The 24,881-nt window shown below is 51.9% G+C and carries 26 protein-coding genes; 10 read left to right on the top strand and 16 right to left on the bottom strand.

Annotated elements, in window-relative coordinates; all coding sequences use genetic code 11:
- Positions 1-306: 306 nt before the first annotated feature.
- Both glnA and GDA54_06365 read right to left on the bottom strand, forming a co-directional pair.
- Positions 307-1,713: a type I glutamate--ammonia ligase gene (glnA, locus tag GDA54_06360; protein ID MBC6497921.1), complete on the bottom strand. Its 1,407-nt coding sequence runs from the start codon at positions 1,711-1,713 to the stop codon at positions 307-309.
- A 14-nt stretch (positions 1,714-1,727) separates the two neighbouring features.
- Positions 1,728-2,066: a P-II family nitrogen regulator gene (locus GDA54_06365; GenBank protein ID MBC6497922.1), complete on the bottom strand. Its 339-nt coding sequence runs from the start codon at positions 2,064-2,066 to the stop codon at positions 1,728-1,730.
- Positions 2,067-2,272: 206 nt separating this feature from the next.
- Between GDA54_06365 and GDA54_06370 the strand changes: the two genes are divergently transcribed.
- The 4 genes from GDA54_06370 to GDA54_06385 are packed head-to-tail and all read left to right on the top strand — an operon-like array spanning position 2,273 to position 4,884.
- Entirely contained in the window at positions 2,273-3,148 is an 876-nt protein-coding gene (locus GDA54_06370) for an SMP-30/gluconolactonase/LRE family protein (protein MBC6497923.1), read from the top strand.
- Between the two features lie 52 nt (positions 3,149-3,200).
- Complete coding sequence (locus GDA54_06375; protein ID MBC6497924.1) at positions 3,201-3,479, top strand: septum formation initiator family protein; 279 nt, start codon at positions 3,201-3,203, stop codon at positions 3,477-3,479.
- Positions 3,476-4,420, top strand: coding sequence for a lipoyl synthase (gene lipA / locus GDA54_06380; protein MBC6497925.1), 945 nt, complete (start codon positions 3,476-3,478; stop codon positions 4,418-4,420). Before GDA54_06375 ends, lipA begins: the two co-directional genes overlap by 4 nt.
- Before the next feature lie 14 nt (positions 4,421-4,434).
- Positions 4,435-4,884 (top strand): type II toxin-antitoxin system RatA family toxin, encoded by a 450-nt coding sequence (locus GDA54_06385; GenBank protein MBC6497926.1) that lies wholly within the window; start codon positions 4,435-4,437, stop codon positions 4,882-4,884.
- Here the strand turns inward: GDA54_06385 and GDA54_06390 are convergent.
- The 4 genes from GDA54_06390 to GDA54_06405 all read right to left on the bottom strand — a co-directional run bounded on the left by GDA54_06390 (position 4,875) and on the right by GDA54_06405 (position 7,849).
- Positions 4,875-5,366, bottom strand: coding sequence for a CinA family protein (locus tag GDA54_06390; protein MBC6497927.1), 492 nt, complete (start codon positions 5,364-5,366; stop codon positions 4,875-4,877). The two genes, GDA54_06385 and GDA54_06390, sit on opposite strands and share 10 nt — an antisense overlap.
- A gap of 40 nt (positions 5,367-5,406) precedes the next feature.
- Positions 5,407-5,958 (bottom strand): phosphatidylglycerophosphatase A, encoded by a 552-nt coding sequence (locus tag GDA54_06395; protein ID MBC6497928.1) that lies wholly within the window; start codon positions 5,956-5,958, stop codon positions 5,407-5,409.
- A gap of 4 nt (positions 5,959-5,962) precedes the next feature.
- The gene (gene ispF, locus GDA54_06400; GenBank protein ID MBC6497929.1) at positions 5,963-7,225 is read right to left on the bottom strand and encodes a 2-C-methyl-D-erythritol 2,4-cyclodiphosphate synthase; all 1,263 of its coding nucleotides are present in this window, start codon (positions 7,223-7,225) and stop codon (positions 5,963-5,965) included.
- Between the two features lie 126 nt (positions 7,226-7,351).
- Positions 7,352-7,849, bottom strand: coding sequence for a hypothetical protein (locus GDA54_06405; protein ID MBC6497930.1), 498 nt, complete (start codon positions 7,847-7,849; stop codon positions 7,352-7,354).
- 41 nt (positions 7,850-7,890) lie between these two features.
- Between GDA54_06405 and GDA54_06410 the strand changes: the two genes are divergently transcribed.
- From GDA54_06410 to acs, 4 genes are all read left to right on the top strand, one after another.
- Complete coding sequence (locus GDA54_06410; protein MBC6497931.1) at positions 7,891-8,880, top strand: NAD(P)-dependent glycerol-3-phosphate dehydrogenase; 990 nt, start codon at positions 7,891-7,893, stop codon at positions 8,878-8,880.
- A gap of 12 nt (positions 8,881-8,892) precedes the next feature.
- Positions 8,893-9,252 carry a YciI family protein gene (locus tag GDA54_06415; protein MBC6497932.1) on the top strand — a complete coding sequence of 120 codons (360 nt, stop codon included), beginning with the start codon at positions 8,893-8,895 and terminating at the stop codon, positions 9,250-9,252.
- On the top strand, positions 9,252-9,668 hold the full coding sequence (locus GDA54_06420; GenBank protein ID MBC6497933.1) for an EVE domain-containing protein: 417 nt from the start codon (positions 9,252-9,254) through the stop codon (positions 9,666-9,668). Before GDA54_06415 ends, GDA54_06420 begins: the two co-directional genes overlap by 1 nt.
- Positions 9,669-9,760: 92 nt before the next feature.
- Positions 9,761-11,692 (top strand): acetate--CoA ligase, encoded by a 1,932-nt coding sequence (acs, locus tag GDA54_06425; GenBank protein MBC6497934.1) that lies wholly within the window; start codon positions 9,761-9,763, stop codon positions 11,690-11,692.
- A gap of 37 nt (positions 11,693-11,729) precedes the next feature.
- Here the strand turns inward: acs and GDA54_06430 are convergent, their stop codons facing one another.
- Both GDA54_06430 and GDA54_06435 read right to left on the bottom strand, forming a co-directional pair.
- Positions 11,730-12,179, bottom strand: a complete 450-nt coding sequence (locus GDA54_06430; GenBank protein ID MBC6497935.1) for a thermonuclease family protein — start codon at positions 12,177-12,179, stop codon at positions 11,730-11,732.
- 244 nt (positions 12,180-12,423) lie between these two features.
- Positions 12,424-12,594, bottom strand: a complete 171-nt coding sequence (locus GDA54_06435) for a DUF1674 domain-containing protein (protein MBC6497936.1) — start codon at positions 12,592-12,594, stop codon at positions 12,424-12,426.
- A 214-nt stretch (positions 12,595-12,808) separates the two neighbouring features.
- On the opposite strand from GDA54_06435, the gene gloB reads away from it, so the two are divergent.
- Together gloB and GDA54_06445 are read left to right on the top strand one after the other, a co-directional pair.
- Positions 12,809-13,582, top strand: a complete 774-nt coding sequence (gloB, locus tag GDA54_06440; GenBank protein MBC6497937.1) for a hydroxyacylglutathione hydrolase — start codon at positions 12,809-12,811, stop codon at positions 13,580-13,582.
- Between the two features lie 134 nt (positions 13,583-13,716).
- Positions 13,717-14,373 carry a site-specific DNA-methyltransferase gene (locus GDA54_06445; protein MBC6497938.1) on the top strand — a complete coding sequence of 219 codons (657 nt, stop codon included), beginning with the start codon at positions 13,717-13,719 and terminating at the stop codon, positions 14,371-14,373.
- A gap of 72 nt (positions 14,374-14,445) precedes the next feature.
- On the opposite strand, the gene GDA54_06450 is transcribed toward GDA54_06445, so the two are convergent.
- The 8 genes from GDA54_06450 to GDA54_06485 all read right to left on the bottom strand — a co-directional run bounded on the left by GDA54_06450 (position 14,446) and on the right by GDA54_06485 (position 24,241).
- A complete protein-coding gene (locus tag GDA54_06450; GenBank protein MBC6497939.1) occupies positions 14,446-17,310 on the bottom strand; it encodes a DEAD/DEAH box helicase family protein in 2,865 nt (954 codons plus the stop codon).
- Positions 17,307-19,451 (bottom strand): site-specific DNA-methyltransferase, encoded by a 2,145-nt coding sequence (locus GDA54_06455; protein ID MBC6497940.1) that lies wholly within the window; start codon positions 19,449-19,451, stop codon positions 17,307-17,309. Before GDA54_06455 ends, GDA54_06450 begins: the two co-directional genes overlap by 4 nt.
- Before the next feature lie 7 nt (positions 19,452-19,458).
- Positions 19,459-20,187 (bottom strand): acetoacetyl-CoA reductase, encoded by a 729-nt coding sequence (phbB, locus tag GDA54_06460; protein ID MBC6497941.1) that lies wholly within the window; start codon positions 20,185-20,187, stop codon positions 19,459-19,461.
- Between the two features lie 13 nt (positions 20,188-20,200).
- The gene (locus tag GDA54_06465; protein ID MBC6497942.1) at positions 20,201-21,388 is read right to left on the bottom strand and encodes an acetyl-CoA C-acetyltransferase; all 1,188 of its coding nucleotides are present in this window, start codon (positions 21,386-21,388) and stop codon (positions 20,201-20,203) included.
- A gap of 87 nt (positions 21,389-21,475) precedes the next feature.
- Entirely contained in the window at positions 21,476-22,450 is a 975-nt protein-coding gene (locus GDA54_06470; protein MBC6497943.1) for an electron transfer flavoprotein subunit alpha/FixB family protein, read from the bottom strand.
- 25 nt (positions 22,451-22,475) lie between these two features.
- Entirely contained in the window at positions 22,476-23,294 is an 819-nt protein-coding gene (locus GDA54_06475; GenBank protein MBC6497944.1) for an electron transfer flavoprotein subunit beta/FixA family protein, read from the bottom strand.
- 112 nt (positions 23,295-23,406) lie between these two features.
- Positions 23,407-24,003 (bottom strand): cob(I)yrinic acid a,c-diamide adenosyltransferase, encoded by a 597-nt coding sequence (locus GDA54_06480; protein MBC6497945.1) that lies wholly within the window; start codon positions 24,001-24,003, stop codon positions 23,407-23,409.
- Positions 24,004-24,043: 40 nt separating this feature from the next.
- Entirely contained in the window at positions 24,044-24,241 is a 198-nt protein-coding gene (locus GDA54_06485) for an HIG1 domain-containing protein (GenBank protein ID MBC6497946.1), read from the bottom strand.
- Between the last annotated feature and the right edge of the window lie 640 nt (positions 24,242-24,881).

Below are 24,881 nucleotides of genomic sequence, written 5' to 3' on the forward strand. Positions count from 1 at the left end.
CAGGCACGCGCTATAGCGTTTTAGGGTATCCCCTATCGTGCGGCTGAAAAAGATGGCATGTAAGCTCTTGCGTGTTTGGGCTGTCTGCATTGTCATAGATCCTCGTTTTGTCGTGGTTGTATGGGTGGGGGTTCTCTTCGTCCCCTCCGCTATTGTTTGTCCTCCTTTGTGATAAACACAAGGAGAAGCCTAGCATGGAACAGAGAAAACGTCAAGGCTTTTCCCATGCCATGCCCCTCACAAGCCCCCGCCCCCTCAGCCTTCCTCGCCCCCCCTCAGTCTCATGATACCCCTTCCGCGCACCAGCTAGACGCTGTAATAGAGTTTGAATTCTACGGGATGGGGTGTTGTGTTGAGCTCTACGCATTCCTCGCGTTTTAAGGCGCAATAGGCATCAAGCACATCATCGGAGAAGACGCCCCCCTTCTTGAGGAATTCCCTGTCCTGCTCTAGCGCATCGATGGCTTGGTCAAGGCTGGAACAGACGGTAGGAATGTGCGCCAACTGCTGTGGCGGGAGGTCGTAGAGATTCTTGTCCATGGCATCGCCCGGCTCAATACGATTCTCGATGCCATCAAGGCCTGCCATGAGCATGGCGGCAAAGGTGAGATAAGGGTTGGCAGCGGGGTCGGGGAAACGCACCTCGATACGCTTGCCCTTGGGGCTGTTTGTATAGGGAATGCGGAATGACGCCGAACGATTGCGGGAAGAGTAGGCCAGCAAGACGGGCGCTTCAAATCCCGGTATGAGACGCTTGTAACTATTTGTCGTGGGATTTGTGAAAGCATTCAAGGCGCGCGCATGCTTCATCAAACCACCTATGTAATACAAGCACTCTTGAGAGAGGTCGGCATAGTTTGTGCCAGCAAAGAGAGGCTTGCCGTCCTTCCACAGCGATTGGTGGACGTGCATGCCAGAGCCATTATCACCGACAATGGGCTTTGGCATAAAGGTTGCTGTCTTGCCATAAGAATGCGCCACCATATGAACGATGTATTTATACGTCTGGAGCGTGTCGGCTGTCTGAGAGAGCAAGCCAAAGCCAAAGCCTAGCTCGTTCTGTGAAGGGGCAACCTCGTGATGATGTTTCTCTGCTCTAATCCCCGTATCTTGCATGACAGAAATCATCTCGGCGCGCATATCGGTCATGGAATCCACAGGCGGCACCGGGAAATAGCCACCCTTGATACCAGGACGATGGCCTAGATTGCCTCCCTCTAGCTTGAGACCAGCGCTGTAAGGCCCTTCCTCAGACTTGAGACGATAGGCCATGTAGTTCATGTCTGTCTTAATCCTGACATCGTCAAAGACAAAGAATTCTGCCTCAGGCCCAAAATATGCCTCGTCGCCAATACCGACGCTCTTGAGATAGGCTTCGGCATTCTTGCTGATAGAGCGCGGGTCGCGGCTGTACGCCTGCCCTGTGGACGGCTCGGTGACGTTACAGAATATGACAAGAGTCTGCTGGGCTGTGAAAGGGTCGATGAAAAAGGAATTGCTGTCCATTTTTAACATCATGTCGGACTCGTTGATGTCCTTCCAACCAGCAATGGACGAACCATCAAACATGATGCCGTCCTCGAATGTCTCCTCGCTGATGGTCGAGGAGGTCTGCACCGTGTGCTGCCACTTTCCCCTGAGGTCGGTGAAACGCAAATCAACGAACTTGATGTCCTTCTCCTTAATGGTCTCTAATAGCTTCTTAACTGACATGGTCCTCTATGCTCCTATAAAATGTTCTTGCCACGTTCGCCCGTGCGGATACGGATAACCTCCTCGACTGGCGATATGAAAATCTTGCCATCGCCAATGTGCCCTGTGGCGGAAGCACGTATAATGACATCGATCGCCTCATCTACCATACCATCATCCATGATGACGTCAAGTTTCACTTTTGATAAAAAATCAACGACAATGTCAGCGCCAAGATACGACTCGGTATGCCCCTTCTGCCTGCCAAAACCCTTGACTTCAGTCACGGTGATGCCATCAATGCCTAGCGCATGCAACGCATCCTTCACAGCGTCAAGCTTGAACGGCTTGATAATGGCTTCGACTCTCTTCATCCTGCGCTCTTTCTGGTCAACCCCTCTGTCTTTGACACGGACTATAGCATGATGTTGCCTCGAATCCCATGCGATCTCGTCCCTTGAGAAGACTTTTTTCTTGCCGTCTTTTGCCTTATAATAACAGAGACGGCATACCCCCCCATGAAAAACATGGGGGAAACATATGAAAAACATATTTGATAGGAACATAAAGGACAACAGCCATGACCATCACGACACAACGTATTGCCCTGTGTGGCACACTCCTCGCCCTCATCGCATGTGACGGCGTGCCTCGACACAACGCGACTATCCTGTGGGAACGCCATGATTTGGCAACCCCCGAATCCGCGCTCTATGATGATGAAAGACGCGTCATTTATGTCTCCGTCATGGACGGCGGCCCCACCGATAAAGACAGCAAAGGCGGTGTCGCCATCCTCAGTGATACGGGTGAGATGACGGGTATGCTGGTGGACTCCCTCCATGCTCCCAAAGGAATAGGGCGCTATCAAGATACGCTCTATGTGGCCGACGTGGATAGAATCGTTATCATCAACCGCTATGACGGAACACACCGATTCATCGCTGTGCGCCATGCTCAATTCCTCAATGATGTGACGGTCGATGATACAGGTATCGTCTATATATCGGATATGGTCACGGGTCTCATCCATATGCTCCCCCATGATGGAACGGCTCAGGATCTGACGCATATGACACATAAAGATGTCCCTCACCCTAACGGCTTGCTCTGGAGCAAAGACGGGCTGTGGATCGCTGGGTGGGGACAGGGCATGCAGGAGGATTTCTCAACCGATGGGTTAGGACGCCTCTCTCTTTATGACAAAGACACAGAAACACTCACCGCCATGACAGAGCCTTTAGGCAATCTCGACGGTATCGTTAAAGATGTCCATGGACGCCTCCTTATCACCGATTGGGGCGGGGGTGGCGTGTTCGTCTATGATGACGGCGACGTATACCTCGCCTATGATACAGAGAAAGGAAGCGCTGACATAGGCTACCGAGAGGATGATGACACGCTGTTCCTTCCTATGATGTTGGAGAACCGAGTCATGGCGCTCACCATTCCCTAAGGCGATAGGCATGCGCAGACAGACGATGAACATAAAGCCTATGATACCCCCCATGATACCTTGCGTGGTCTTGTCCCTCATGCTTGGCGTCATGGTCTGGCACGCCCTTGCTGGACAACGGGGATGGCTGGCGATAGCGGATAAAAAACAAGAGATGGTCACTTTGCGGGATGAACTGGACGGACTTCAGCGCATACAGGCGCAATTACAACAGAATGTCCTCGCTCTGGATGAAGAAACCCTCAATCTCGATGTCCTCGAAAAGCACGTCCGACACCAACTCGGCTTGTACAGGGAAAATGAACGAGTCTTCCACTTCTCAACAGAATGATACGCCATCCCCAGACGACACATTATCCCTCTCACGCCAGTAAAACACGCGTGCCCGCCGCCACAAGCCCGCAAGCTATCGCATTGGCACGTCACATACGCCAAGCGCGCCTCCATACCGTGTGTGAAGAAGCCGCATGCCCCAACAGAGGGCTCTGTTGGGCGCAAAAGCACGCGGCCTTCATGATCTTAGGAAAACACTGCACGCGCCGTTGCGCCTTTTGCAATGTCGCCCACGGGCGACCAAAAGGCTTTGTCGATAGCGATGAACCCAAACGCCTCGCCATGTCGGTACAGCGTCTCGGCTTGTCCCATGTCGTCATTACGTCAGTGAATAGAGACGACCTCGATGATGGCGGCGCCTCGCATTTTAGCGCATGTGTGAGAGAAATCCGCGCCTTCTGTCCGCGCACCACCATAGAACTCCTCGTGCCAGACTTCCTCCATGCCCTTGATAGCCTGCTGACTGAACCACCAGATGTCCTGAATCACAATATCGAAACGGTGCCACGGCTCTATCGCACCATGCGGGCCGGCGCGCGCTACGAACGAAGCCTGCGCCTCCTCCATGACGCCAAACAACGCATGCCGTCACTCTTTACAAAATCCGGCATGATGGTGGGGCTTGGCGAAGACACACAGGAAGTCGCCGCCGTCATGGATGATTTGCGCCATGCGCACGTGGATTTCCTCACCATCGGCCAATATCTCAGACCAACAGCACAGCACGCTCATGTCGTAGAGTATGTGCCTATGACGCGCTTTCGTCATTATGACGCTATGGCGCGCCATAAAGGCTTTTTGCTCGTGGCGGCATCGCCTCTCACACGCTCCTCCTTCCATGCTGACACCGATTTTCAACGCCTGCAACAGGCGCGCCAACGACAGCTTAAAACACAGACGAGCCAGCAAAGCCCTCACGCTACGCCACGCCAACACTAAAGCACAGACCCAACGTGTTCAACCATACAGAAAAACGCATCACCGCCTATCGCCCACAGCAATTGTTCGATATGGTGGCCGATGTGGAAGCATATCCTCTGTTCCTGCCTTGGTGCGTTGATGTGACGATGTTGTCTCGCCAAGATGATTCCTTTGTCGCCTCTGTGAGCGCTGGCCATAAGCACATACGCTATCGCTTTACATCCCATGATACGTTGTATCGCCCACACAACGACAATGACGGCGCATGGCGTATCCGCGCCGTGAGCCATGACGGACCCTTTCGTTCCCTCCACAATGAATGGGTGTTCCAGCCACATGCGAAGGGTTGCGCCTTAGCCTTTACCATACGATTCGAGTTCGCGTCCCCCATGGCAACGATGCTCTTCAAACCCTTATTCTCACGGGTTGCCTACTCGATGGTGGAAGCCTTCGAAAAGCGCGCACGCCATCTTTATGGCTGATGCAGGTAGTGATGGACCATGCGCAAACTCCGTTCCGCCGCTTGCTGACGAATCTCGGCACGAGAACCCGTGATATGATGATGCTGGCACAGCACCTCTGTCTCGCGGGGAACAATCAACGCCATATAGACCGTGCCAACAGGCTTCCCCGCACTTCCCCCACTGGGGCCAGCGATACCCGTGATGCTGATGGCAATGTCGGCACGGGCATGGGCTAATGCGCCTTGTGCCATGGCTTGTGCTGTCTGTTGTGATACCGCCCCATGCGCCTCTAGGCATGACAGAGGCACGCCAAGCATGGTCATCTTTGCATCATTGGCATAGACGATATAGCCCTGACAGAAACTATGGGATGAACCCGCATGCGCTGTGAGATACGTAGAAAGAAGACCTCCTGTGCATGACTCAGCCGTCGTCATCTTGTGATGATGCTGGCGACAGTAGGCGCAAATCTCTTGAGAGAGCCTCAGGGAGAGCGCCATAGAGGCAGAGAGGGTATCAAGACACGTCATCGCCATCATATCAAAAAAGAGACGCAAAGAGCAGAGGAACAAGGAGAAACACACCAGCCGCCATGACAGCCGCCGCAACGTCATCATGCATAAGGGCAAGAGCCTGTGGCCCCATATGTTCTAGCTGGCGAATGGGAGGGGGCTTGACAATGTCGAAAAAACGAAACAAGATAAAGCACACGCCATAGTCATACAGGCTCTGGCTCTGTGTGAGCCAAAGTGTCAAGGCTTGTCCTACGACTTCGTCGATAACGATATGGGGCGGGTCGGCATGGCTCTCTGTTGCGCGCTCTGTTGCGAGAAGGATATGGCTCGCCCACGTGCCTAGGATAAAGAGGAACAGCAACAGCACAGGAAGGCTGGCCGTGATGATGACAGCAATGGCAGGGGACGCATAAGACTCCCCTATTCCCTCGACGATACTATGGGCTGTAAAAAGAACAGCAGTCGTGATGGCACTGGTGAGGGTGCCGGGCCAACGAGTCCTATACCCTAAGCCACAACATGTCGCCACCAAAAGCGCCCATGGGCGCTTCGAAGGACAGCCATGGGAAGACGGCATGACGCTATCCCTGTAGGCGGTGCTGAGGCGCGCACACAAGCGTGACTGTCGCCTGAGCGGCTATCCCTTCCTCTCGCCCACAAAAGCCAAGTTTTTCACTCGTGGTCGCCTTGACGCTCACACGCTCTACAGGAATGTGAAGAAGAGACGCCATGTTCTCACGCATGGCTGTGCGTATAGGCGTGATTTTTGGCCATTCACAAATCACCGTTATATCGCAATGGGTGATGATATAGCCTCTTGCCTGTGTTCGCTGGACGGCATGGCGGAGAAATAAGGCAGAGTCCGCCTGTCGCCATTGCGACTCTGATGGCGGAAAATGAAAGCCAATATCCTCTTCGGCAAGAGCCCCAAACAGAGCATCGGTCAAGGCATGGAGAACGACATCGGCATCGGAATGCCCCGCAAGCCCGCGCGGTGAGGGAATATCAATCCCCCCTAAAATCATCTTTTCCCCTTTTGCCAACGCATGGACATCAAACCCGCTCCCCACGCGAATATCGGGAACAGACACTGCTCCGTAGGACGATGATTTTTGTGTCGTTGCAGGCTGAGAGGGCATGTCGTGCTGGGATGTTATCTTGCTGTTCTGGGTCTCTCCCTGAACGATAGAGACAGGAATGCCTTGCCGTTCGGCAAGGATGGAATCGTCACTTGCTGGACAAGGATGGCACTGTTCCTTCATATGGGCTTGGTAAATGATGTCGAATCGAAAGCCTTGTGGTGTTTGGGCGCGTTTGACGCAATCACGGGACAATGTGGTGAGGACATCGTCTCCCTCCACTTGTTTGATGGTGTCGACGATATCTAAGACGGGAAGAACGGCTTGCTTTCTCTTTGTGTGAAGCGCATGGGTGATGCGCCCGATGAGTCGCGGCGAGAGGAAAGGGCGGGCTGCATCATGGATAAGGACATAGTCCACAGGCGTCTGTGCTGTGGCAAGGGCTTTGAGTCCGTGATAAACGGATTGCTGTCTGGTTGCTCCTCCATAGACGGGAGGGCGGAGCTTCTTTTTAATAGAAGGGTGTCGGTCGGTCCACTGGACGGCATGGGTATAGGCCGTTACGTCATCTCTTCGAATCACGACTTGGACGGTATCGATATGGGGATGGGCGATGAGCGTTTCGAGGCTATGGGCTAAGAGAGGGCGTCCATAGAGGTTCTGATATTGTTTAGGAATGGGGGTTTTATGGGATGTCTTCTCGTGCTGTGAGGCATGGAAGCGCGTGCCACTTCCGCCGGCGACAATGAGGGCTGTTGTATGCATCGAAGGACATGTGTCTTATGGTGGCGTGCTCCCACCCCCCATCTACATCAAGACGGCTTGCTTGTCCATAAGAATCATGCGGGAGACTCATGCGGGACAGTGCGCTGCTGGCGTTGCGCGTCCTCGTCACGATGGTGCGTTTGTGCTTCGTTGCTGTTCGAGATGGGTATAGGTGGGGTTGGGGAGTCCCTTTTTCATGGCCTTGATGCTGATACGTTCGGAGAGGGCGCTATCAATGGGTTCAATGGAGCGTATGATCTCAAAACGTGTGAGAGGAGAATCCGCTTTCAGAAAGGCGGACGGGTTATAGGCTATCCTGTCTTTTTGGGCGTTATGGCGCTTGAGGGCATGGGTGAAGGCCTTTTTGAGGGCATTCTGTTTGTAAGTTTGCCATTTTTCGCCACGAAAAGAACGTAAGGTGATGAAACGGAGGGCTCTGACACTATGCTCGCGCCAACGTTTTCCGGGTATGGAGGTAATGGGTTGGTCATCGGAATCGCTACGTTCGGCCGCGCGCACGAAATGTTGCAAGGGGGTCTTGCCATAGAGTGAGAGCATGGTCGTCTTTTCTTGTCTTGCTTGATAGGATGTCTTTTCCCTATAGTGAAGGTTAGGCGGCAACATGTTGCATATGTTTTTATGTGGGGATAGAGATGAGGATAAAGATGGGTGTCGTGGGTGGTGGCGCATGGGGGACGGCGCTCGCCCATGTGATGGCGTCCCACGGGTTGGATGTCGTGCTGTGGGCTCTCGAGAAAGAGACGGTGGATGACATCAACGGCAGGCATGAGAATAAGACATGGCTTGCCGATGTGCCTTTACATGAGGGGCTTCGCGCCACAGGGGATATGGCGGATTTGGACGCCTGTGATTATCTTTTTATGGTGTCGCCCACCCAGCATGTGCGCGATGTGAGTCAGAGTCTCTGCGCTTCTCTCTCTTCCCCTGTGCCTATTATTGTCTGTTCCAAGGGGGTCGAGCTCAAGACAGGCATGCTTCTCCATGAGGTGCTACGACAGACAATGGCACGCCATGACGTCCTTGCTCTTTCGGGTCCCAGTTTTGCTGAGGAGACGGCGCGTATGCTCCCGACAACGGTATTGCTGGCGGGAGAGAACAGAAAGCAAGCACAACGTCTCTGTCGTCATCTGTCCAGTGCGACGTTTCGTCCTTATGTGGGGACTGACGTGGTGGGGTGTTTGTTGTCTGGTGCTATCAAGAACGTACTTGCCATAGGGGCGGGTATTGTCGTTGGTCGTGGCTTTGGTGAGAATGCGCGCGCCGCCTTGATTACAAGAGGGATGGCGGAAATGCGACGTATGGCGAAGGCGTGTGGTGCGAAGACAGCGACAATCAACGGTCTAGCGGGATGTGGTGATTTGATGTTGACGTGTATGTCGATGGCGTCCCGCAACACGTCTGTGGGCTATCGAGTGGGTCGGGGTGAGACATTGGAGCATATCATCCATGGCCAACAGACGGTGGCAGAAGGTGTGGCGACAGCGCGTAGTTTGATGGCCTTATCGTCTCGTCAGGGGGTCGAGATGCCTCTATGCCACGCCATTCATGATGTGCTTTATGAGGGGTCGGATATTGATAAAATGGTGTATCAATTGATGACTCGCCCGCTTGTTGCTGAGGAACCCGTAAGATAGGAGGAGAGGCGCATGTATTTTGTTATTCACGCAGAAGATGGAGAGGATGGTTTGGCGTTGCGTAAGAAGCACAGACAAGCACATCTCTGTTACTTGAGGGCGATGGCAGGGCGTCTCTTGACGGCTGGGCCCACATTGAATAGGCGCTTAGAGCCTCGAGGCTCACTCTTGGTCATCGATTTTAGCGATATGGAGGAGGCAAAGCGTTTTGTTGAGGATGACCCCTATACGAAGGCAGGTGTTTTTAAGAAGGTAGAGATTATGGCCTACCGTCAGACGCTTCCTGATGAGGTGTCAGAGGCACAAGAAGGGTATAGGATGGATGAAGAGCATGGGTCCTTCTTGCGGCGAGAGGACGAAGGCGAGCATTGATGGCGTATTGGATTTTTAAGTCAGAACCTTCTTGTTGGTCGTGGGACGACCAAGTGAAGGCTGGCGTTGCCGAGTGGGATGGCGTGCGTAACTATCAAGCGCGGGCGCATATGATGTCGATGGCATTGGGCGATAAGGGTTTTTTCTATCACTCGGTGACAGAGAAGCGTTTGGTAGGGATTGTGGAGGTTGTCCGCCTGTATTATCCGGACCCCAGCGATGAGAGCGGTCGCTTTGGCATGGTGGATGTGCGCGCCTTAGGGCCATTGCGCCGTCCCGTCTCTCTTCAAGAGATTAAGGCAGATGGTCGTTTATCCCATCTGCCCTTATTGCGTCAATCCAGACTATCGGTATCGCCGGTGGATGACGATGCGTGGTGTGTGTTGCTGACGTTGGCGGGACATGAGCGTTCCTAAGGAAAGTGCTTGAGAATGATGGGGTGAGGGCGTAGAGTGTGGACGGAGTGGCTCTGTTTGTGTGAGGTGAAGGCGTGGAGGCGTGAGGATTGATGACACATTATGCACCCCCCAAGGGCAATTTTTGGGTTGATGAGGCGCACTACAAGAGGGAATATCAGCGTTCTTGTGAGGATACGGAGGCTTTCTGGCGCGAGAAGGCGCTGGACTATGTGGATTGGATGAAGCCTTTCACGAAGGTGAGAGATTTTTCCTTTGAGTCGCCAGTGCATATCAAGTGGTTTGAGGATGGCGTGCTCAATGTGAGTGCCAATTGTTTAGACCGCCATTTAGCGGCGCATGGGGAGCGCACGGCCATTATTTGGGAGGGGGACGAGCCAGACACGCCTGCCAAGCATATTTCCTATAAGGCGTTGCACGAGATGGTGTGTCGCCTTGCCAATGGTCTGAAGAAGTTAGGGGTGAAGAAGGGTGATAGGGTGACGATTTACATGCCGATGGTGGTAGAGGGGGCGGTGGCGATGTTGGCATGTGCGCGTCTTGGCGCTGTGCATTCTGTTGTGTTTGGTGGTTTTTCGCCGCAGTCTCTTGCCGATAGAATTAAGGATTGCGATAGCCGTGTCGTGATAACGGCGGACGAAGGCATGCGTGGTGGCAGGTCGGTTGCTTTGAAGGCGCAAGTGGATACGGCATGCGCTCTCTGTGGAGGCGTAGACCATGTTGTCGTGTTGCGCCATCGAGGGAGTGATGTCTCATGGGATGATAGGCGTGATGTGGATTATGCGACTCTTGTGGCCAGTGTGGATAAGGCGTGTCCTCCTGAGCCGATGGGGGCGGAGGATCCTCTTTTTATCCTGTATACGTCTGGCTCGACAGGCAAACCCAAAGGTGTTTTACACACGTGTGGCGGGTATCTTCTTTATGCGTCCATGACGCATAAGTTGGTGTTTGATTATCACCCTGAGGATATTTATTGGTGTACTGCGGATATTGGTTGGGTGACAGGGCATAGTTATATCGTGTATGGTCCTCTTGCCAATGGGGCGACGACATTGATGTTTGAGGGTGTTCCGACTTATCCTGATGCCTCTCGTTTTTGGCGTGTTGTGGATAAGCATAAGGTGTCAATTTTTTATACGGCGCCGACGGCGATTCGCGCGCTCATGGGGCTAGGCGATGATTGGGTGACGAAGACGGCGCGTTCCTCGTTGCGTTTATTGGGTTCGGTGGGCGAGCCTATCAATCCAGAGGCGTGGGATTGGTATCATCGCGTTGTGGGGGATGGGCGTTGTCCTGTGGTGGATACGTGGTGGCAGACGGAGACGGGCGGTATTTTGATAACGCCTTTACCGGGGGCGACGCTGTTAAAGCCGGGGTCGGCGACGCGTCCTTTTTTTGGTGTGAAGCCTGTCATTGTCGATGGTGATGGCAAGCCTTTGGAGGGGGCGTGTCAAGGGGCTTTATGCATGGAGACGGCTTGGCCTGGCATGATGCGCACTGTCTTTCGAAATCACGAGCGTTTTTACCAGACATATTTTTCGACATATAAGGGGTATTACTTCAGCGGTGATGGGTGCAAGCGGGATATGGATGGGTATTATTGGATAACGGGGCGTATCGATGATGTCATCAACGTATCGGGACATCGTATCGGGACGGCAGAGGTTGAGTCGGCTCTTGTGGAGCATGAGAGCGTCTCTGAGGCGGCTGTTGTTGGTTATCCCCACGACATTAAAGGGCAGGGGATTTATGCCTATGTAACATTGATGCAGGGGGTTGAGTCGTCTGATGCGTTGCGTAAAGAGCTCATTATGTTAGTGCGTAAGATTATTGGACCTTTTGCGGCGCCTGATAAGATTCAGTGGGCGCCTCAATTGCCTAAGACGCGTTCGGGCAAGATTATGCGGCGCATTTTACGTAAGATCGTTCATGGCGAGTCTGACCAGTTGGGCGATGTGTCGACTCTTGCTGACCCGTCTGTGGTGGATGGGCTTATACAGGGCAACAAGGATATAGACGGCTAGCCGTTGCTCAGGCGCATGTGTGGGGCGCGTTCTTTCTTTAGGGACACCAAGGGCGTCTTTTATCCTTCTTGCCATGGGGGCGTGCTAATTTTGCATGAATGAGTTCGAGGGCGATGTTATCTCGCGTTTTGTTTGTGAGTGTGGCAATGATTCGGTTGGGATAGATATCCTCTTCAATATCTTCAATGAAGAGATGTGCGTGCTCGTCAATCAATTCTTGTAAGTAGAGGCGTGCCTTTTGTGCCATATCTTTTTCATAGGGGCATTTCCCTCGTAGTTCGGGGGTATCGATTCCTCGCAAGCGTATCGATGTGAATTGGACTTGCCCTATCCATATGTAGACTCGTCCTTTGATGGTGTCGCCGTCGACGACAGAGAGCACATCGATGGGGAATCGGTGCGGGAGGAGGCGTGGTATGGTTTCGGCATGGCTTGGCGTTTCTGTGGCCATGTAGAGAGGACTCGCCCCTGTAAGCATGGCGAGCATGACAGGGATGACGTGACGTGTCTGTGAGAGTGGAGGGGACGTCTTTTTCGTGCGATGTTCTATCCTATATGGCATCGGTGTTCTGTGGCATGGCGATAAAAAGGAGATGTGGAGAGCACGGGGAGCGCTGGGGGTGGCGTGGCCCGCGCATGCATAAGGACATGCGTTATCTACCTAAGGTGAATTATCATGCCATTCAAGGTTTTTATTCTTAATAAAGGATAAAAGTCCTTTTATAGAGATGTTAAAAATCAATACAGCGTCCTTTTCGCTCCCAATCGCCGTAGCGTGTTGGGTCTGGTGCGTGCGGTCCATTCTTTTCTTGCTTGTATTGTTTGCGTGTTTTTACCTTGTGCGTTTTGTTCTCTTGTTCTCTGTGTCCGTTGAGGATAGCGTGTCGTCTTTTTTCTGACATGGGGGGCACGGCTGTTGTTGAGAAGGTCTTTGTTTTAGGCATGGTGCTTTATTGTTCTGCTCTTGATGGTTGAGGCTGATAGCGTGGCATGGAGATGGGAGGACGAGGAGAGAGCTTGCCTGTTTGGCGTCTGTGTGTTAGGCATGATGTGTGGGCTGGGGTGAGGGAGCTTTTGGTTGAGCCTTTAGGACAAGGGTATGAGGTTGAGGAGCGAATGAACGACAAGCAAATGCTCTCTGTGCGTGTTGTTCCTGTGTTGCAGGATAATTATAGTTATATCATTTCGAATGGGAAGGGGGCGTATGTTGTGGATCCTCCTGAGCTCTTGCCTGTGCGTGAGGCGTTGGGTGCTTTGTCATTAGAGGGTATTTTATTGACGCACAAGCATGGAGACCATGTGGCTGGCGTGTGTGATTTGGTATCGCTCTATGGTGGTGAGCGTGTGTCTGTGTATGGTCCTCGCCATGATGGGGCGATAGAGGGGATGACGTCGCCGTTAGCTGATGGTGAGACGTTGGATATATGGGGGGACAAAGTGGTGGTGATGGCTGTTTGTGGGCATACGAAGGGTCATATTGCCTATTATATGGAGGGATTAGAGGCATTATTTTGTGGCGATTGCCTCTTTTCTATGGGTTGTGGCAGGGTTTTTGAGGGGACGTATGAGGATATGTGGCGCTCTTTATGTCGTCTTCGCGCCTTACCTGATAGGACGCGCGTCTATTGTGGGCATGAGTATACGTTAGCGAACGGCGCGTTTGCCTGTGCCTATGACAAAGAGAATGATGCATTGAAAGAGCGTGTGCGTTCGATGGAGGCATTGCGCGGGGCAGGTCAGCCGACTCTTCCTGTTTTTTTAGGGGACGAGAAGAGGACAAATCCTTTTTTGCGGGCGGATGATGATGCCTTGAAGAGAGCGTTATCTATGGAGGATGCCTCTGCCCTTGATGTTTTTTCCTTTTTGCGTGATAGACGAAATGCGTGGTAGGAGGTATGGGCTTCGACGCCCTTAGGTCGTCGTCAATGGACAATCCAATGCGCCAATTCTGGAAGAGAGAGACTGATACGCATGCTGTGTCAGCGCATGTCTTTTCTATCAAGCGTCATATCGTTGCGCCGCCAATGGAGGCGCCAGCAGGCATGCAGTATAACAGGCGCATGAAGATGGATGGTTTGGCTTTTTTGGCAAGACTCGAAGAGAACACGATCCCTGTGGCCTTTTTTGACCCTCAATACAGAGGCATTTTAGATAAGCTGAACTATGGGAATGAGGGCGTTGAGCGAGGCAAAGCCCGCTGTCGTCTCGAACAAATGTCGGACAGCGCGATACGCGCCTTTATCTTAGGCATATCAACGTGTCTTATGCCAAGTGGTCATGTGTTTTTATGGATGGATAAATTCCACTTATGTACGGGTTTTGCTGGTTGGTTAGAAGGAACGGCGTTGGACGTTGTGGACATGCTCACATGGGACAAGGGAAGGATGGGCATGGGCTACCGCACGCGCAGGACGTCCGAGCATGTCGTGGTGTTACAGAAACATCCCCGCCGCGCAAAAGGCGTATGGTGCGTCCACAATATCCCTGATGTATGGCGTGAGGATGTCAAAAGGAACAGCGGGCATACCCATAGCAAGCCCGTCATGGCACAAGCGGCGCTTATAGCCGCTGTCTCTCACCCCAGTGATGTCGTCATTGATCCTGCCGCTGGTAGTTTCTCTGTGTTAGAGGCATGTCGTAACACGGGGCGCAATTTTCTTGGGTGCGACCTCAATGGGTAATACGTCATGGCGTGTGCGCCTTCCATGTTTTTTCCTGTCCATGTGACAAGGGAGACGATGTAGGCGCATGCCTTATGGCGTCGCGTTCGTCTTCATGCCCTCCTTATACTCTGTGAATATGGTCGCCATGTCAGCGATCGACTGAGGCTTATGCTTTTCAAAGCCTGTCTGTGGGACATAGAGAAAATCATACATGGTGATGTCATGTTTTTTCTCATGAGTCTCTTTCGTCTCTTTGCTCTTGTCGCGCGCCTTCTGTGCCAGAATCGTTGCGTCCACACACCATGTATGTAAGCGGTGCATTTTGTGAGGCACGTCGATGTCTTCCCGTCCCTTTGTCTCGATGATATAGATAGTCTGTGACGTTGTCTTGACGAGGAAGTCGGGAGAGTAGTGGCGGAGCCTCTTGTGATTGTCCATATAATCGAGGGAAAAGCGCAAGGCGCGATAATTTTTGGCGTAAGAGACGACATCGGGGCATGTGTCTAAATGTTCTGCAAAGGCTAATTCGAATTCTCCATCGCCTGTGATACGGTTGAGCAGGCTTTTCTTTGGTATGATAAATTTTTGCGGTGGAGGCCTAAAGGGCGTCATCCCGCTGAGCTCGATTGTGCCTATCCTCTTGGGGGTGTGTGGCACGGGGCTGACAAGGTAGCGGGCGAGCGTGCTTGTCATCGTCTCAATGAGGACGCTTCGTGTGGCGTCTTCGGCAAGATTGCGTAGTGTGCGAACATCCTCTAGGGGAACGTCCTGTTTAAAGAGACGCGTTTTGATAAAATCCCGCAAGAGTCCATAGACAGCCTGATAGTGCGCTGTGAGCTTCATCTGGCGAGCGATTTTGTGGGCAAAGTAACGCAAGACTTTTCGATAATCAACATCGTCTGGATTATCTAAATTGATGCTGTGATGTTCCTCTTCGTCGCCTTCATCATGCAATCCTTGAACCATATAATTAAACGTAATGATACGCGGCGCATCAACGGGAAACACCTTATAGTCCATGTTTCCTTTGGGGAACATGGCCGCTGTGAGCGTCCCTATAAGGCTATGGTCTATCCCATAGCGACGACTCAACAAGGGCAAGTGGATATCGAGGGTCTCCCTCACTGATGGCTCTGCCATCTTATGGCGGTCGAGCTCTATGGTGAAGGGTGGCTCTGGTGCGTCGCGGGTGACGCCTTCGCCCATAGCGACACGTCTGAGCTCAACCCCTTCTTTCTCGATCTTCTCAACAAAGGTGATAAATTCCTCCGTGCCAATGGCGCTGAGGGCCTCTTCCCCCGTCATCTGGCGGCGTTCTGGCGTATGCGTATACAAAGCCGTATCCTTTGGCGGGTATATTTTACGCAAACCTCGCCCCAACGTCTGTTCGGGAAGGATACCGCTCTTGGCGCTAAAGGCGCGCAAACCGACAATGGTCGTCACGTTGCTCACATCCCACCCCTCCCTCAACATCAGCACCGAGACAATCGCTCTATAGGGGTTGTCATTGTCATCGATGGTGCGGGCTTGGCGGCGCAATCTGTCAAGCTCTTCCTTCTCCTTCTTACTCTGTCCGCTTCCCCCTATCTGTCCCGCTCGATTGGTATGAATGACAAGAACAGCCCCCTCTAACTCTTCATACGTCTTCTCGAGGTAGTCAGCCACATCATCGCAATGCTTCGTGTCATCGGTCATGACAAACAGAATGGCTTTTTTCCCTTTTTGTTGATGTTCTTCAAAGGCGCGCCGCCATTCCGTAACGCCAAGATGGAGATAATCCCGATAGCATTCACCATAATTGAGAGAGTTATATGTGAGCAGTTTTCTCACACTCTCTTTATCAGGGATGACGGGATGTTTGACGACATTCTGGGCGACAGCTTCTACGAGAGGATAATCGGTGATGACATGGGCAAATGTCTTTCCTTTTTCATCCTTTGGTGTCGCCGTCATATCCACCTGTAGGGCAATACCATGTCCCTTGCGCGTCAAGTTCTTATGAAGAGACTCGATGGACTTAAACCATTGTAGCTTCACATCATGGATATGATGCGCTTCGTCATTGAGGATAACGAGTTCATCCATGCCTTGCACGACGTCCCTCAGGTCAATTTTCGAGGCGACAAGGCTTGTAGGCGGTTTTTTGCCTAAAAATATCGTCTCGTCATCCTGAGTCGGCTCTTTGTCTTGCTCTACATAGACATGGTGGATATTGGTAAGGAAGAGGTTACCATAGGATGTGACACTATGCGCTTGCTTTTGCACGTGCGTTTTCATGCGCCAATCTTGCGTCCATAATCTTAGCTCCGTGACACGTTTCGTTGGCGGGTCATAGTAAGGCGATGGAATCATGCCGTCTTCGCTGAAAATCCGCCCGCCTTTAAAATCAGCAACAAGGCGGTCAAGGACGATGATATTAGGCGCAATGACGAGAAAATTACGCGCCATATCCGACTCCTCTTCATAGAGCCGATGAAAATAGCTCCACACCATCACCATCGCCATGACTTTCGTCTTGCCCGTGCCTGTCGCCATTTTAATAACGACACGCCGCCAATCCTCATGGAACATATTCCCTGAGATGACTCCCGCCTTATCAAAGCGAAGCAGACCAAATTTATCTTTCACCCGCTCCACGTCATAGAGATAAATGATTGTCTCAATAGCTTCTTGTTGCGCAAAATAATAGGGAAAAGGTATATCATATTCCTCGTCATCCTTAAGGGCGGGATAGGGGACATCGTCACGGCAAAACCACCAATGTAAGAGGGTATAGCTCGTCTCGCTTGCCCCCTCATAGTCCTGTTGTCGCCATTGACAGACGCGCTCTCGCAATCCCTCTACGAGAGGAGGAAGCGCCTCTTGGAGAGGATCATTGACATCAGGACGCCACCTTTTATCAGGGGCAATAACATCATAGGGTGAAAAAGGATAATCGTCTGGCAATCCCATCACACCGTGACCTCAATAATATGCATAGTGTCATTGCTGAAAATGTCGACAACCTTGATGGCAATCTTGTACGTGCCATGGGCGTCATATGTGTAAGGGGACGTCTCTAATTCTAGCGCCCTGTCGTGACGGGTGCGAAAACTCTGCCATCGGTTTTCAAAGATAAAACGTCCTGTCTCTTGCTCCTTATAGGTGTCTTTCTTAGGGTTCTTCTTATCATAGACACGCGTATATTCCTTCTTGCTTTCATAGTTGAAATCCACCGCCCAATAGTCGACCCAGTCATGCCATTCCTTTGTGATAACCTCACCCATATGATATGTGTTATGCTCTTTGTCATAGCGATAGCGCATGACCTGTCCCTGCTCAATGGCGACTTTGTCCTTTTTTGTCGTCTTCTTGTCACGCAGCTCTTGTCGTATATCATCGTAGAAGACAGAAAAATCACGCAAGGCGACACGTATCGTCTTGTCCTTGTCTGTAGGGATAGCCTCTGCCTCGATAAAGGCGATGTCGTGAAAGACGACCTGATTTTTCTCTACCGCCCGCTTGTCAAAGACATCACGGGGAATATACTTCATGGCTAAATCAATGCCTTGTTCTTTGGCGTCCTTCCTAAGACGAGGGCCTAATGACATGGCATACTCAAAGGCAAGGACATCAACCTTCGTGACGTTCTGTTGCTGTGCCTCATACATGATGTCGTCAAGGAATGGTTGTGACACAGGGATATCGATAGGGCCAATAACGCACAGGCGGTCGCCTGTTTTCCCGTGAAAGGGAGGCATGTTGATAGGGGTCGCACGGTAGGCGCGCAAGATAAGGGTGATAAAGGCCTGTGCGTTTTTCTCTCGCCATACGTCGCGTTGCCGGTCATGGGGGGTGGGGGTGATACCGATATAATGTTGACGCTCATAATGCCCTAGATTGAGGACTTCAAAGGCGCGCCATGGCGCGTTTTCCGCCTTGCATGCCCGTTGTACCCCTATCATGCGTTTGCGCGTTGTATGGATGGCGAATTTGCTGAGGTCTGCCCCTATCCATGTGCGTCCTAAACGTTCGGCCACCGCTAAGGTCGTGCCAGAACCACAGAAGACATCGGCCACCATGTCGCCCTCATTGGACGAGGCTTTGATAATACGCTCCAACAATGCCAAAGGCTTCTGGGTGGGATAGCCTAATAATTCACGCACAATTCTGCCCACAGGTGAAATATCTGTCCACCAGTCTTCCAATATTTTTCCTTTTCGCTCCAACGCCTCAAGTTTATGTTTCTCGACATCTTCATGTCGGAATCCAAGCCCCCCTTTCCCATGCAATCCTGACTTATGTGCAATTCTTTGAACATTAAATATCGAATTGGTAGCATGTTTTGCGTAGAAAAGAATGGAGTCGTGTTTGCGTGTGTAAGCATTGTTAATTTTGCTGGGGCCAGAATAGCACCACGCAATTTCATTCCTAAAATGTTCCGTGCCAAAGACATCGTCAAGGAGGAGGCGAATATAGCTATTGACGCGCCAATCGCAATGCACGTAAATGCTGGCGTCCTCTGCCATCAGTTCACGTATCAGCAACAGGCGTTCATAGAGCATGGCAAGGTAACTATCATGCCCATCCCCCCACGTGTCGCGATAGGCAAGCTCCTCCATGACGCTTGCCTCTTTTTCATAGACACTGCCATTGTCCCCCACGGTAATGTCCATAGAGAAGTCAGCGCCCACATCAAAGGGCGGGTCGATATAGACAAGTTTAATCCCCCCTTTATCCTCTATCTCGCGCCGCAAAGGTCCATAGGCAAGAGCAGAGAGGATGAGTTTATTATCTCCCCATATCAGTTTATTATTCCATCCCTTGATTTGCCGTCCGCTCTTGCCATAGAACATGTCGGTTTTGCCTTGTATTGTCTTCTCGTCCCGTGGTTCATCCACCTGTTCGATGGTTTGGAAGGGGAGCGCCAGATTGAACGTATCGGCATGCTTGCCTTGCCAGACGAGTTCCACATTGCCTCCCCTTGAGCGTTTTTTTGTATCAAACAACAAAAAGCGGTAGTCATCGGGGAGGTAGTGTCCCTGTTCAATACATTGGATAACCTTTCGTTTTTGTCGGTCATCAAGGGAAAGGTATTTTTTGTTGTTGCCTGCCATCGAGTTGCTAGCTCGTCATATGTTGTCCGCCATTGATAGAGAGGGTTGCGCCTGTGATAAAGCGGGCGCGTTCATCGGCAAGATAGAGGACGGCGTCGGCTATTTCATCGGCTGTTCCTAGCCTTCCCACGGGGATTGTTTGGATAATGGCGTTGCGCACTTTTTCTGGCACGGCGCGCACCATATCCGTTTCGATATAGCCGGGGGCGATGGCATTCACGGTGATTCCTTTTGTTGCTGTCTCGATAGCAAGGGATTTTGTAAAGCCAATCATGGCAGCCTTTGTGGCGGCGTAGTTTGTCTGTCCAAATTGTCCTTTTTGTCCGTTGATAGAGGCGATATTGATAATGCGCCCAAATTGTTTATCGCGCATGGGATTAATGAGGGGGCGTGTCATGGTGAACATGGAATTGAGATTGGTGGCGATGACGTGCGTCCATGCGTCAAACGTCATTTTATGGAAGGCGGCATCCTGTGTGATTCCTGCGTTATTGACGAGGGTATCGATGGTATCCCCCATATCTTGATGGACGCGATCTATTCCTGTGGCGCATGCGTCATGGTCGCTCACATCCCAATGATAGACTCGTATATCATGGTCTTTTTTAAATTGTTCGGCGGCGTCTTTATTTTTGTGATAGGTGGCGGCGACATCATAGCCTTTTTGTCGTAGGGCGATGGCGATAGCGGCGCCGATACCTCTTGTTCCGCCAGTAATGAGGGCTCTTCGTGTCATGATATTTTCTCTGTTATGTTGAAGAGGGGCGTTCGATGCACATGGCGATTCCCATACCCCCGCCTATGCATAATGTTGCCAAGCCTTTTTTTGCGTTATGTTTTTTCATCGCATAGAGGAGTGTCACGAGGACACGCGCGCCGCTGGCGCCGATGGGGTGGCCTAAGGCGATAGCGCCGCCATGGACATTGACAATATCGGGGTTGAGCGCCAGTTCTTTGATGACGGCGCATGATTGCGCGGCAAAGGCTTCATTGGCTTCGACGAGGTCGACATCTTTGATAGTCCATCCTGCCATGGCGAGGGCTTTTTTCGTGGCGGGCACGGGGCCTATCCCCATAAGGGCGGGGTCGACGCCGCATGTTGCCCACGAGACGATACGTGCGAGGGGTGTCAGTTTGCGTTTGCGTGCGTTATCGGCGCTCATCACGCATATGGCGGCGGCGCCGTCATTGAGTCCTGAGGCGTTGCCCGCTGTTACCGAGCCATCCTTATCGAAGGCGGGTTTAAGTCGTGCGAGGTCTTTTTCGCTCACGCCTTTGCGTGGGTATTCGTCTGTGTCACAGATAGCGGTGGCGTCGTCCTCGATGGCGGGGACGGCGACGATTTCCTCACTGAAGGCATTCTCTGTGAGTGCTTTTTCTGCCTTTTGTTGAGAGAGCAAGGCAAAGGCGTCTTGCTCTTTTCTTGTGATAGTCCATTTTTTGGCGACATTTTCAGCTGTGACTCCCATATGGTATCCGTTTGTGGCGCACCATAGCCCGTCTTTGATCATGGTATCGGTGAATGGGATATTGCCCATTTTTTTCCCTTGACGAAGAGGGATAGCGTGAGGCGCGCGACTCATGCTTTCTTGTCCGCCAGCGAGGATAATTTTATCGTTATCGGCTTGCACGGCTTCTGTGGCGAGCGCGACACTACGTAGGCCTGAGCCACAGACTTGGTTGATGGTGAGGGCGGGTGTTTCAAGGGGGATGTCTGCTTCGATAGCGGCTTGTCGTGCGGGATTTTGTCCGCAATTGGCGGTGAGGACGTGTCCCATGATGACGTCGCTGATGTCCTTTGGTGCGACTTGTGAGCGTTTCATGGCGTCGCGCAACGCGTACGCCCCTAATTTATAGGCGGGGACGTTGGCGAATTGTCCCAGAAACGAGCCAATGGCGGTGCGTGTGGCAGAGGTAATGACAATATCGGTAGGCATGGTTCGTATGGTATGGATAAAGAAAGAGATAAGGGTTCACTACCTTATTTTATCTCTCTTTGGCAATGATAATCAAGGGATAGGCGGTTATGACGGCTTTTTTGCCAGTTTTTCTGTCAATTCAGGCAAAATATCGAACAAATCACCCACGAGCCCATAATCGCAATGTTGGAAGATAGGCGCTTCTTCGTCTTTATTGATGGCGACGATGGTGCGTGCGTCTTTGATACCTGCGAGATGTTGTATGGCGCCTGAGATGCCCACGGCAATATAGAGGTCTGGGGCGACAATTTTTCCTGTTTGTCCTACTTGCCAATCATTTGGCGCATAGCCCGCATCGACGGCGGCGCGACTGGCGCCTAAGGCGGCGCCTAATGTGTCGGCAAGGCGCTCTAACAGAGCAAAATGGTCGGCGCTCTGTAGCCCGCGTCCCCCTGAGATGACGATACGCGCTGATGTCAGTTCTGGGCGTTCTGAGTCGCTTTGTGTTTTCCCGACAAAGCGCGCCCCATCCATGGCGAGGACTGATGACGGCACATCACACTCTTTGATAGCACTTTGGGGTGTGTCTGATGGCGCGCCTTGCGCCTCAAAGGCGGTCGCCCGTATCGTCATGATGGTCGTTTCTTGCGTGATACGAATGGTTTCGATGGCGTTGCCTGCATAAATGGGGCGTTTTATCGTTGTGGCGTCAATAATGTCGATGACATCTGAGAGCATATCGCAATCCATGAGTGCTGCCACTCTTGGCATGGTATTTTTGCCTTCCGTTGTCGAGGGAGCGACAAGAAAGCGGTAAGGGCCTTCCTCTTTGGCGATATGCTGGATGACAGGCGCATCATAGTCGGCTATGGGATATTGGAGTTTCTCATGCTGACACAGCAAGACATTGTTGATGTCTGGACAGCGCGCAACCTCCTGCGCAACAGCTGTGACGTTGTGTCCTATGACGAGAACATCACATGGCGCGCCTTGTGCTAACGGACGTACGGCGGCAAGAATTTTTGCGGTTGTGGCTTTTAGCGCGCCATTGTCATGGTCGGCAATAACAAGAACACTCATGAGTCTCTATGGTGAAGCTGTCTGTTCATGGTGAGGGAAGCACTTTTGCTTCAAGGCGTAGCTTGTCAATAAGGGTATCCACATCGGGGACTTTGACACCCTCTTGACGTGGCAGTGGCGGTTCGACTTTTTGGACGTCATATCCCCTTGTGAGAGGCGCAAGGCCTAGGTCCGTCAAGGCAATCGTCGTGATAGGCTTCTTCTTTGCCCGCATGATGTTTGGCAAGGACGCAAAACGAGGCGTATTGAGACGCAGGTCGGTTGTGATGATGGCTGGCAATGAGAGATTGAGCGTCTCTAACCCGCCATCAACTTCTCGCGTGACATCGATTGTCTGGTCGTCTTTGAGCGTGAGCGCTGATGCAAATGTGCCTTGCGGTCTGCCTGTGAGGGCGGCCAACATCTGTCCGCATTGGTTGTTATCGCTATCGATGGCTTGTTTGCCAAGAATGGTGAGGTCTGGCGTCTCTTTTTCCACGATTTTCTGTAGGATTTTCGCCAGATTGAGAGAGGTGAGCATATGGGCGTCCCCCGTCCCCGTCCCCGTCTCTGTCTCTGTCCCCGTCTCCATATCAATAAAAATCCCCTCGTCAGCGCCCATAGCAAGGGCGGTGCGTATGGTGTCAAGGCATGCCTTGTTGCCAATAGAGACGACTTTGACGATACGGCACAAGCCTTTTTCCTTGAGAGAGACGGCCTCCTCCACAGCGATTTCGTCAAAGGGATTCATGGACATTTTCACATTTTGGGTGTCAACTCCCGTGAAATCGCTTTTCACATGGATAGGCGTATTATAGTCAACAACACGCTTGACGGTGACGAGGATGGTATCGAGGGACGGCATGAGCTATTGAGATAAAGGTTTATGCCCCTATGCTATAGGGTGATGTAGGCGTTGTCAAGGCGCGCCCCAATCATGCATTGTGTGCCATGTATTGTGCGCCATGCGTTATGCCTCATGATGACTCATGATTTTTGGCTTGGCGCGCATGGTCGGGTTGCCATAGGACATCGCTTGTCCCTTGTTGATTGGCATGGCGAGCAAGGACAAACAGCATGTCGGATAGTCGGTTGAGATAGGTGAGGATGTGAGGATTAATGGCTTCTGCTCTGTCGAGCGTAATGACATGGCGTTCTGCTCTACGGACGACAGCGCGAGCAAGATGACAATGGGCGGCAAGAGATGAACCACCGGGAAGAATAAAAGACGTCAACGGAGAGAGAGAGGCGTTAAGCTTATCAATATGGGCTTCTAAACGTTGGGTATAGGAGTCGTCAATACGCGGTATCTGTTTTTTTGTTGAGGAAGGCTGACAGAGGTCAGCGCCTATGTCAAAGAGGTCATGCTGAATCTCTGTCAACAGGCGCGCCAGCATGGCATGGTCAGCGTCCTTCTCTGTATGGAGCATAACACATCCTATCCAGCAACTGACTTCGTCAATAGCGCCAATGGCATGGAGACGCGGCGTATCCTTTGCGTGACGCCCGCCATCGCCTAAGGACGTCATGCCCTTATCACCGCCTTTTGTGTAAATTTTATCCAAACGCACCATACGCCTATCACCCGCCTAGCCTAGCGCCCCCGCCTAGCATTTATGTCGCCCCCAGCAAGAAAAGAATAAGAAGAAGAAGAATGGTGAGACATTGAAACAAGACACGTAGACGCATCCATAAATTCGCCCGCTGTTTGTCTTGCTCGTTATGACGCGCAAACTGCCATAAACCTATGACAAGGACGGCAACGACACTCAAGAGAGAGAGGGAAATAAGAAATAACGCCCAGCCAGACATGGCTCACGACACACTCCTAGAAAAAAAAAGAGAACGATAAAACACGTTGAAAAAGGCGGGAGGAGGGGCGGGTACAAAGGAGGGCAAAACCCGCAAACACCTCCCCCCATAACAAAACCCCCACAACGCCATATCCCCCATATGTCGCCCCATATCCCCTCATGTCGCCCTCACAACATACCCACACCCCCAACGCCCCCCATCATCAAGACCCCCAAAACACCCTTATGATACCCCCTATGACGACACCCCCTTACCCTTATGACATCCCTTATCAATCATAGCCCTCTCTGCCATGTCCGTTCATTGCCCCACCCATTGCCTGCCCCTTTCTTACCCCCTATGGTTAGTGATTTTTTGGGATGACGCAAGCTTTTTTTTGTGTTTTCCTTGAGGTTTTGTCATGGATAAAACAATAACAAAACAACGACAAAACAACGCGCCCGCCCCTCTCCCTCCTGAAACCATGACACATGAGACAGGATAGAGAGGGAACAGGACAGAGAGGGAAGACGCGCCCTAGAAAGCGCCCCTAGAAAGCACCACGTATGCTCATGATGGCAAAGAGCTCATCGGGACGACGCACGCTATGCTGGGGATTGAGGATATAATCCACCATCGCCCGCATACGCACCCGCTC

Source organism: Alphaproteobacteria bacterium GM7ARS4 (assembly GCA_014332745.1).
Classification (GTDB): Bacteria; Pseudomonadota; Alphaproteobacteria; order GM7ARS4; family GM7ARS4; genus GM7ARS4.

Coding starts and splice junctions, on each gene's coding strand:
- glnA (MBC6497921.1), bottom strand. CDS start 1,713: ATGTCAGTTAAGAAGCTATTAGAGACCATTAAGGAGAAGGACATCAAG.
- GDA54_06365 (MBC6497922.1), bottom strand. CDS start 2,066: ATGAAGAGAGTCGAAGCCATTATCAAGCCGTTCAAGCTTGACGCTGTG.
- GDA54_06370 (MBC6497923.1), top strand. CDS start 2,273: ATGACCATCACGACACAACGTATTGCCCTGTGTGGCACACTCCTCGCC.
- GDA54_06375 (MBC6497924.1), top strand. CDS start 3,201: ATGATACCTTGCGTGGTCTTGTCCCTCATGCTTGGCGTCATGGTCTGG.
- lipA (MBC6497925.1), top strand. CDS start 3,476: ATGATACGCCATCCCCAGACGACACATTATCCCTCTCACGCCAGTAAA.
- GDA54_06390 (MBC6497927.1), bottom strand. CDS start 5,366: ATGGCGCTCTCCCTGAGGCTCTCTCAAGAGATTTGCGCCTACTGTCGC.
- GDA54_06395 (MBC6497928.1), bottom strand. CDS start 5,958: ATGCCGTCTTCCCATGGCTGTCCTTCGAAGCGCCCATGGGCGCTTTTG.
- ispF (MBC6497929.1), bottom strand. CDS start 7,225: ATGCATACAACAGCCCTCATTGTCGCCGGCGGAAGTGGCACGCGCTTC.
- GDA54_06405 (MBC6497930.1), bottom strand. CDS start 7,849: ATGTTGCCGCCTAACCTTCACTATAGGGAAAAGACATCCTATCAAGCA.
- GDA54_06410 (MBC6497931.1), top strand. CDS start 7,891: ATGGGTGTCGTGGGTGGTGGCGCATGGGGGACGGCGCTCGCCCATGTG.
- GDA54_06415 (MBC6497932.1), top strand. CDS start 8,893: ATGTATTTTGTTATTCACGCAGAAGATGGAGAGGATGGTTTGGCGTTG.
- GDA54_06420 (MBC6497933.1), top strand. CDS start 9,252: ATGGCGTATTGGATTTTTAAGTCAGAACCTTCTTGTTGGTCGTGGGAC.
- acs (MBC6497934.1), top strand. CDS start 9,761: ATGACACATTATGCACCCCCCAAGGGCAATTTTTGGGTTGATGAGGCG.
- GDA54_06430 (MBC6497935.1), bottom strand. CDS start 12,179: ATGCTCGCCATGCTTACAGGGGCGAGTCCTCTCTACATGGCCACAGAA.
- GDA54_06435 (MBC6497936.1), bottom strand. CDS start 12,594: ATGTCAGAAAAAAGACGACACGCTATCCTCAACGGACACAGAGAACAA.
- gloB (MBC6497937.1), top strand. CDS start 12,809: ATGAACGACAAGCAAATGCTCTCTGTGCGTGTTGTTCCTGTGTTGCAG.
- GDA54_06445 (MBC6497938.1), top strand. CDS start 13,717: ATGGAGGCGCCAGCAGGCATGCAGTATAACAGGCGCATGAAGATGGAT.
- GDA54_06455 (MBC6497940.1), bottom strand. CDS start 19,451: ATGGCAGGCAACAACAAAAAATACCTTTCCCTTGATGACCGACAAAAA.
- phbB (MBC6497941.1), bottom strand. CDS start 20,187: ATGACACGAAGAGCCCTCATTACTGGCGGAACAAGAGGTATCGGCGCC.
- GDA54_06465 (MBC6497942.1), bottom strand. CDS start 21,388: ATGCCTACCGATATTGTCATTACCTCTGCCACACGCACCGCCATTGGC.
- GDA54_06470 (MBC6497943.1), bottom strand. CDS start 22,450: ATGAGTGTTCTTGTTATTGCCGACCATGACAATGGCGCGCTAAAAGCC.
- GDA54_06475 (MBC6497944.1), bottom strand. CDS start 23,294: ATGCCGTCCCTCGATACCATCCTCGTCACCGTCAAGCGTGTTGTTGAC.
- GDA54_06480 (MBC6497945.1), bottom strand. CDS start 24,003: ATGGTGCGTTTGGATAAAATTTACACAAAAGGCGGTGATAAGGGCATG.
- GDA54_06485 (MBC6497946.1), bottom strand. CDS start 24,241: ATGTCTGGCTGGGCGTTATTTCTTATTTCCCTCTCTCTCTTGAGTGTC.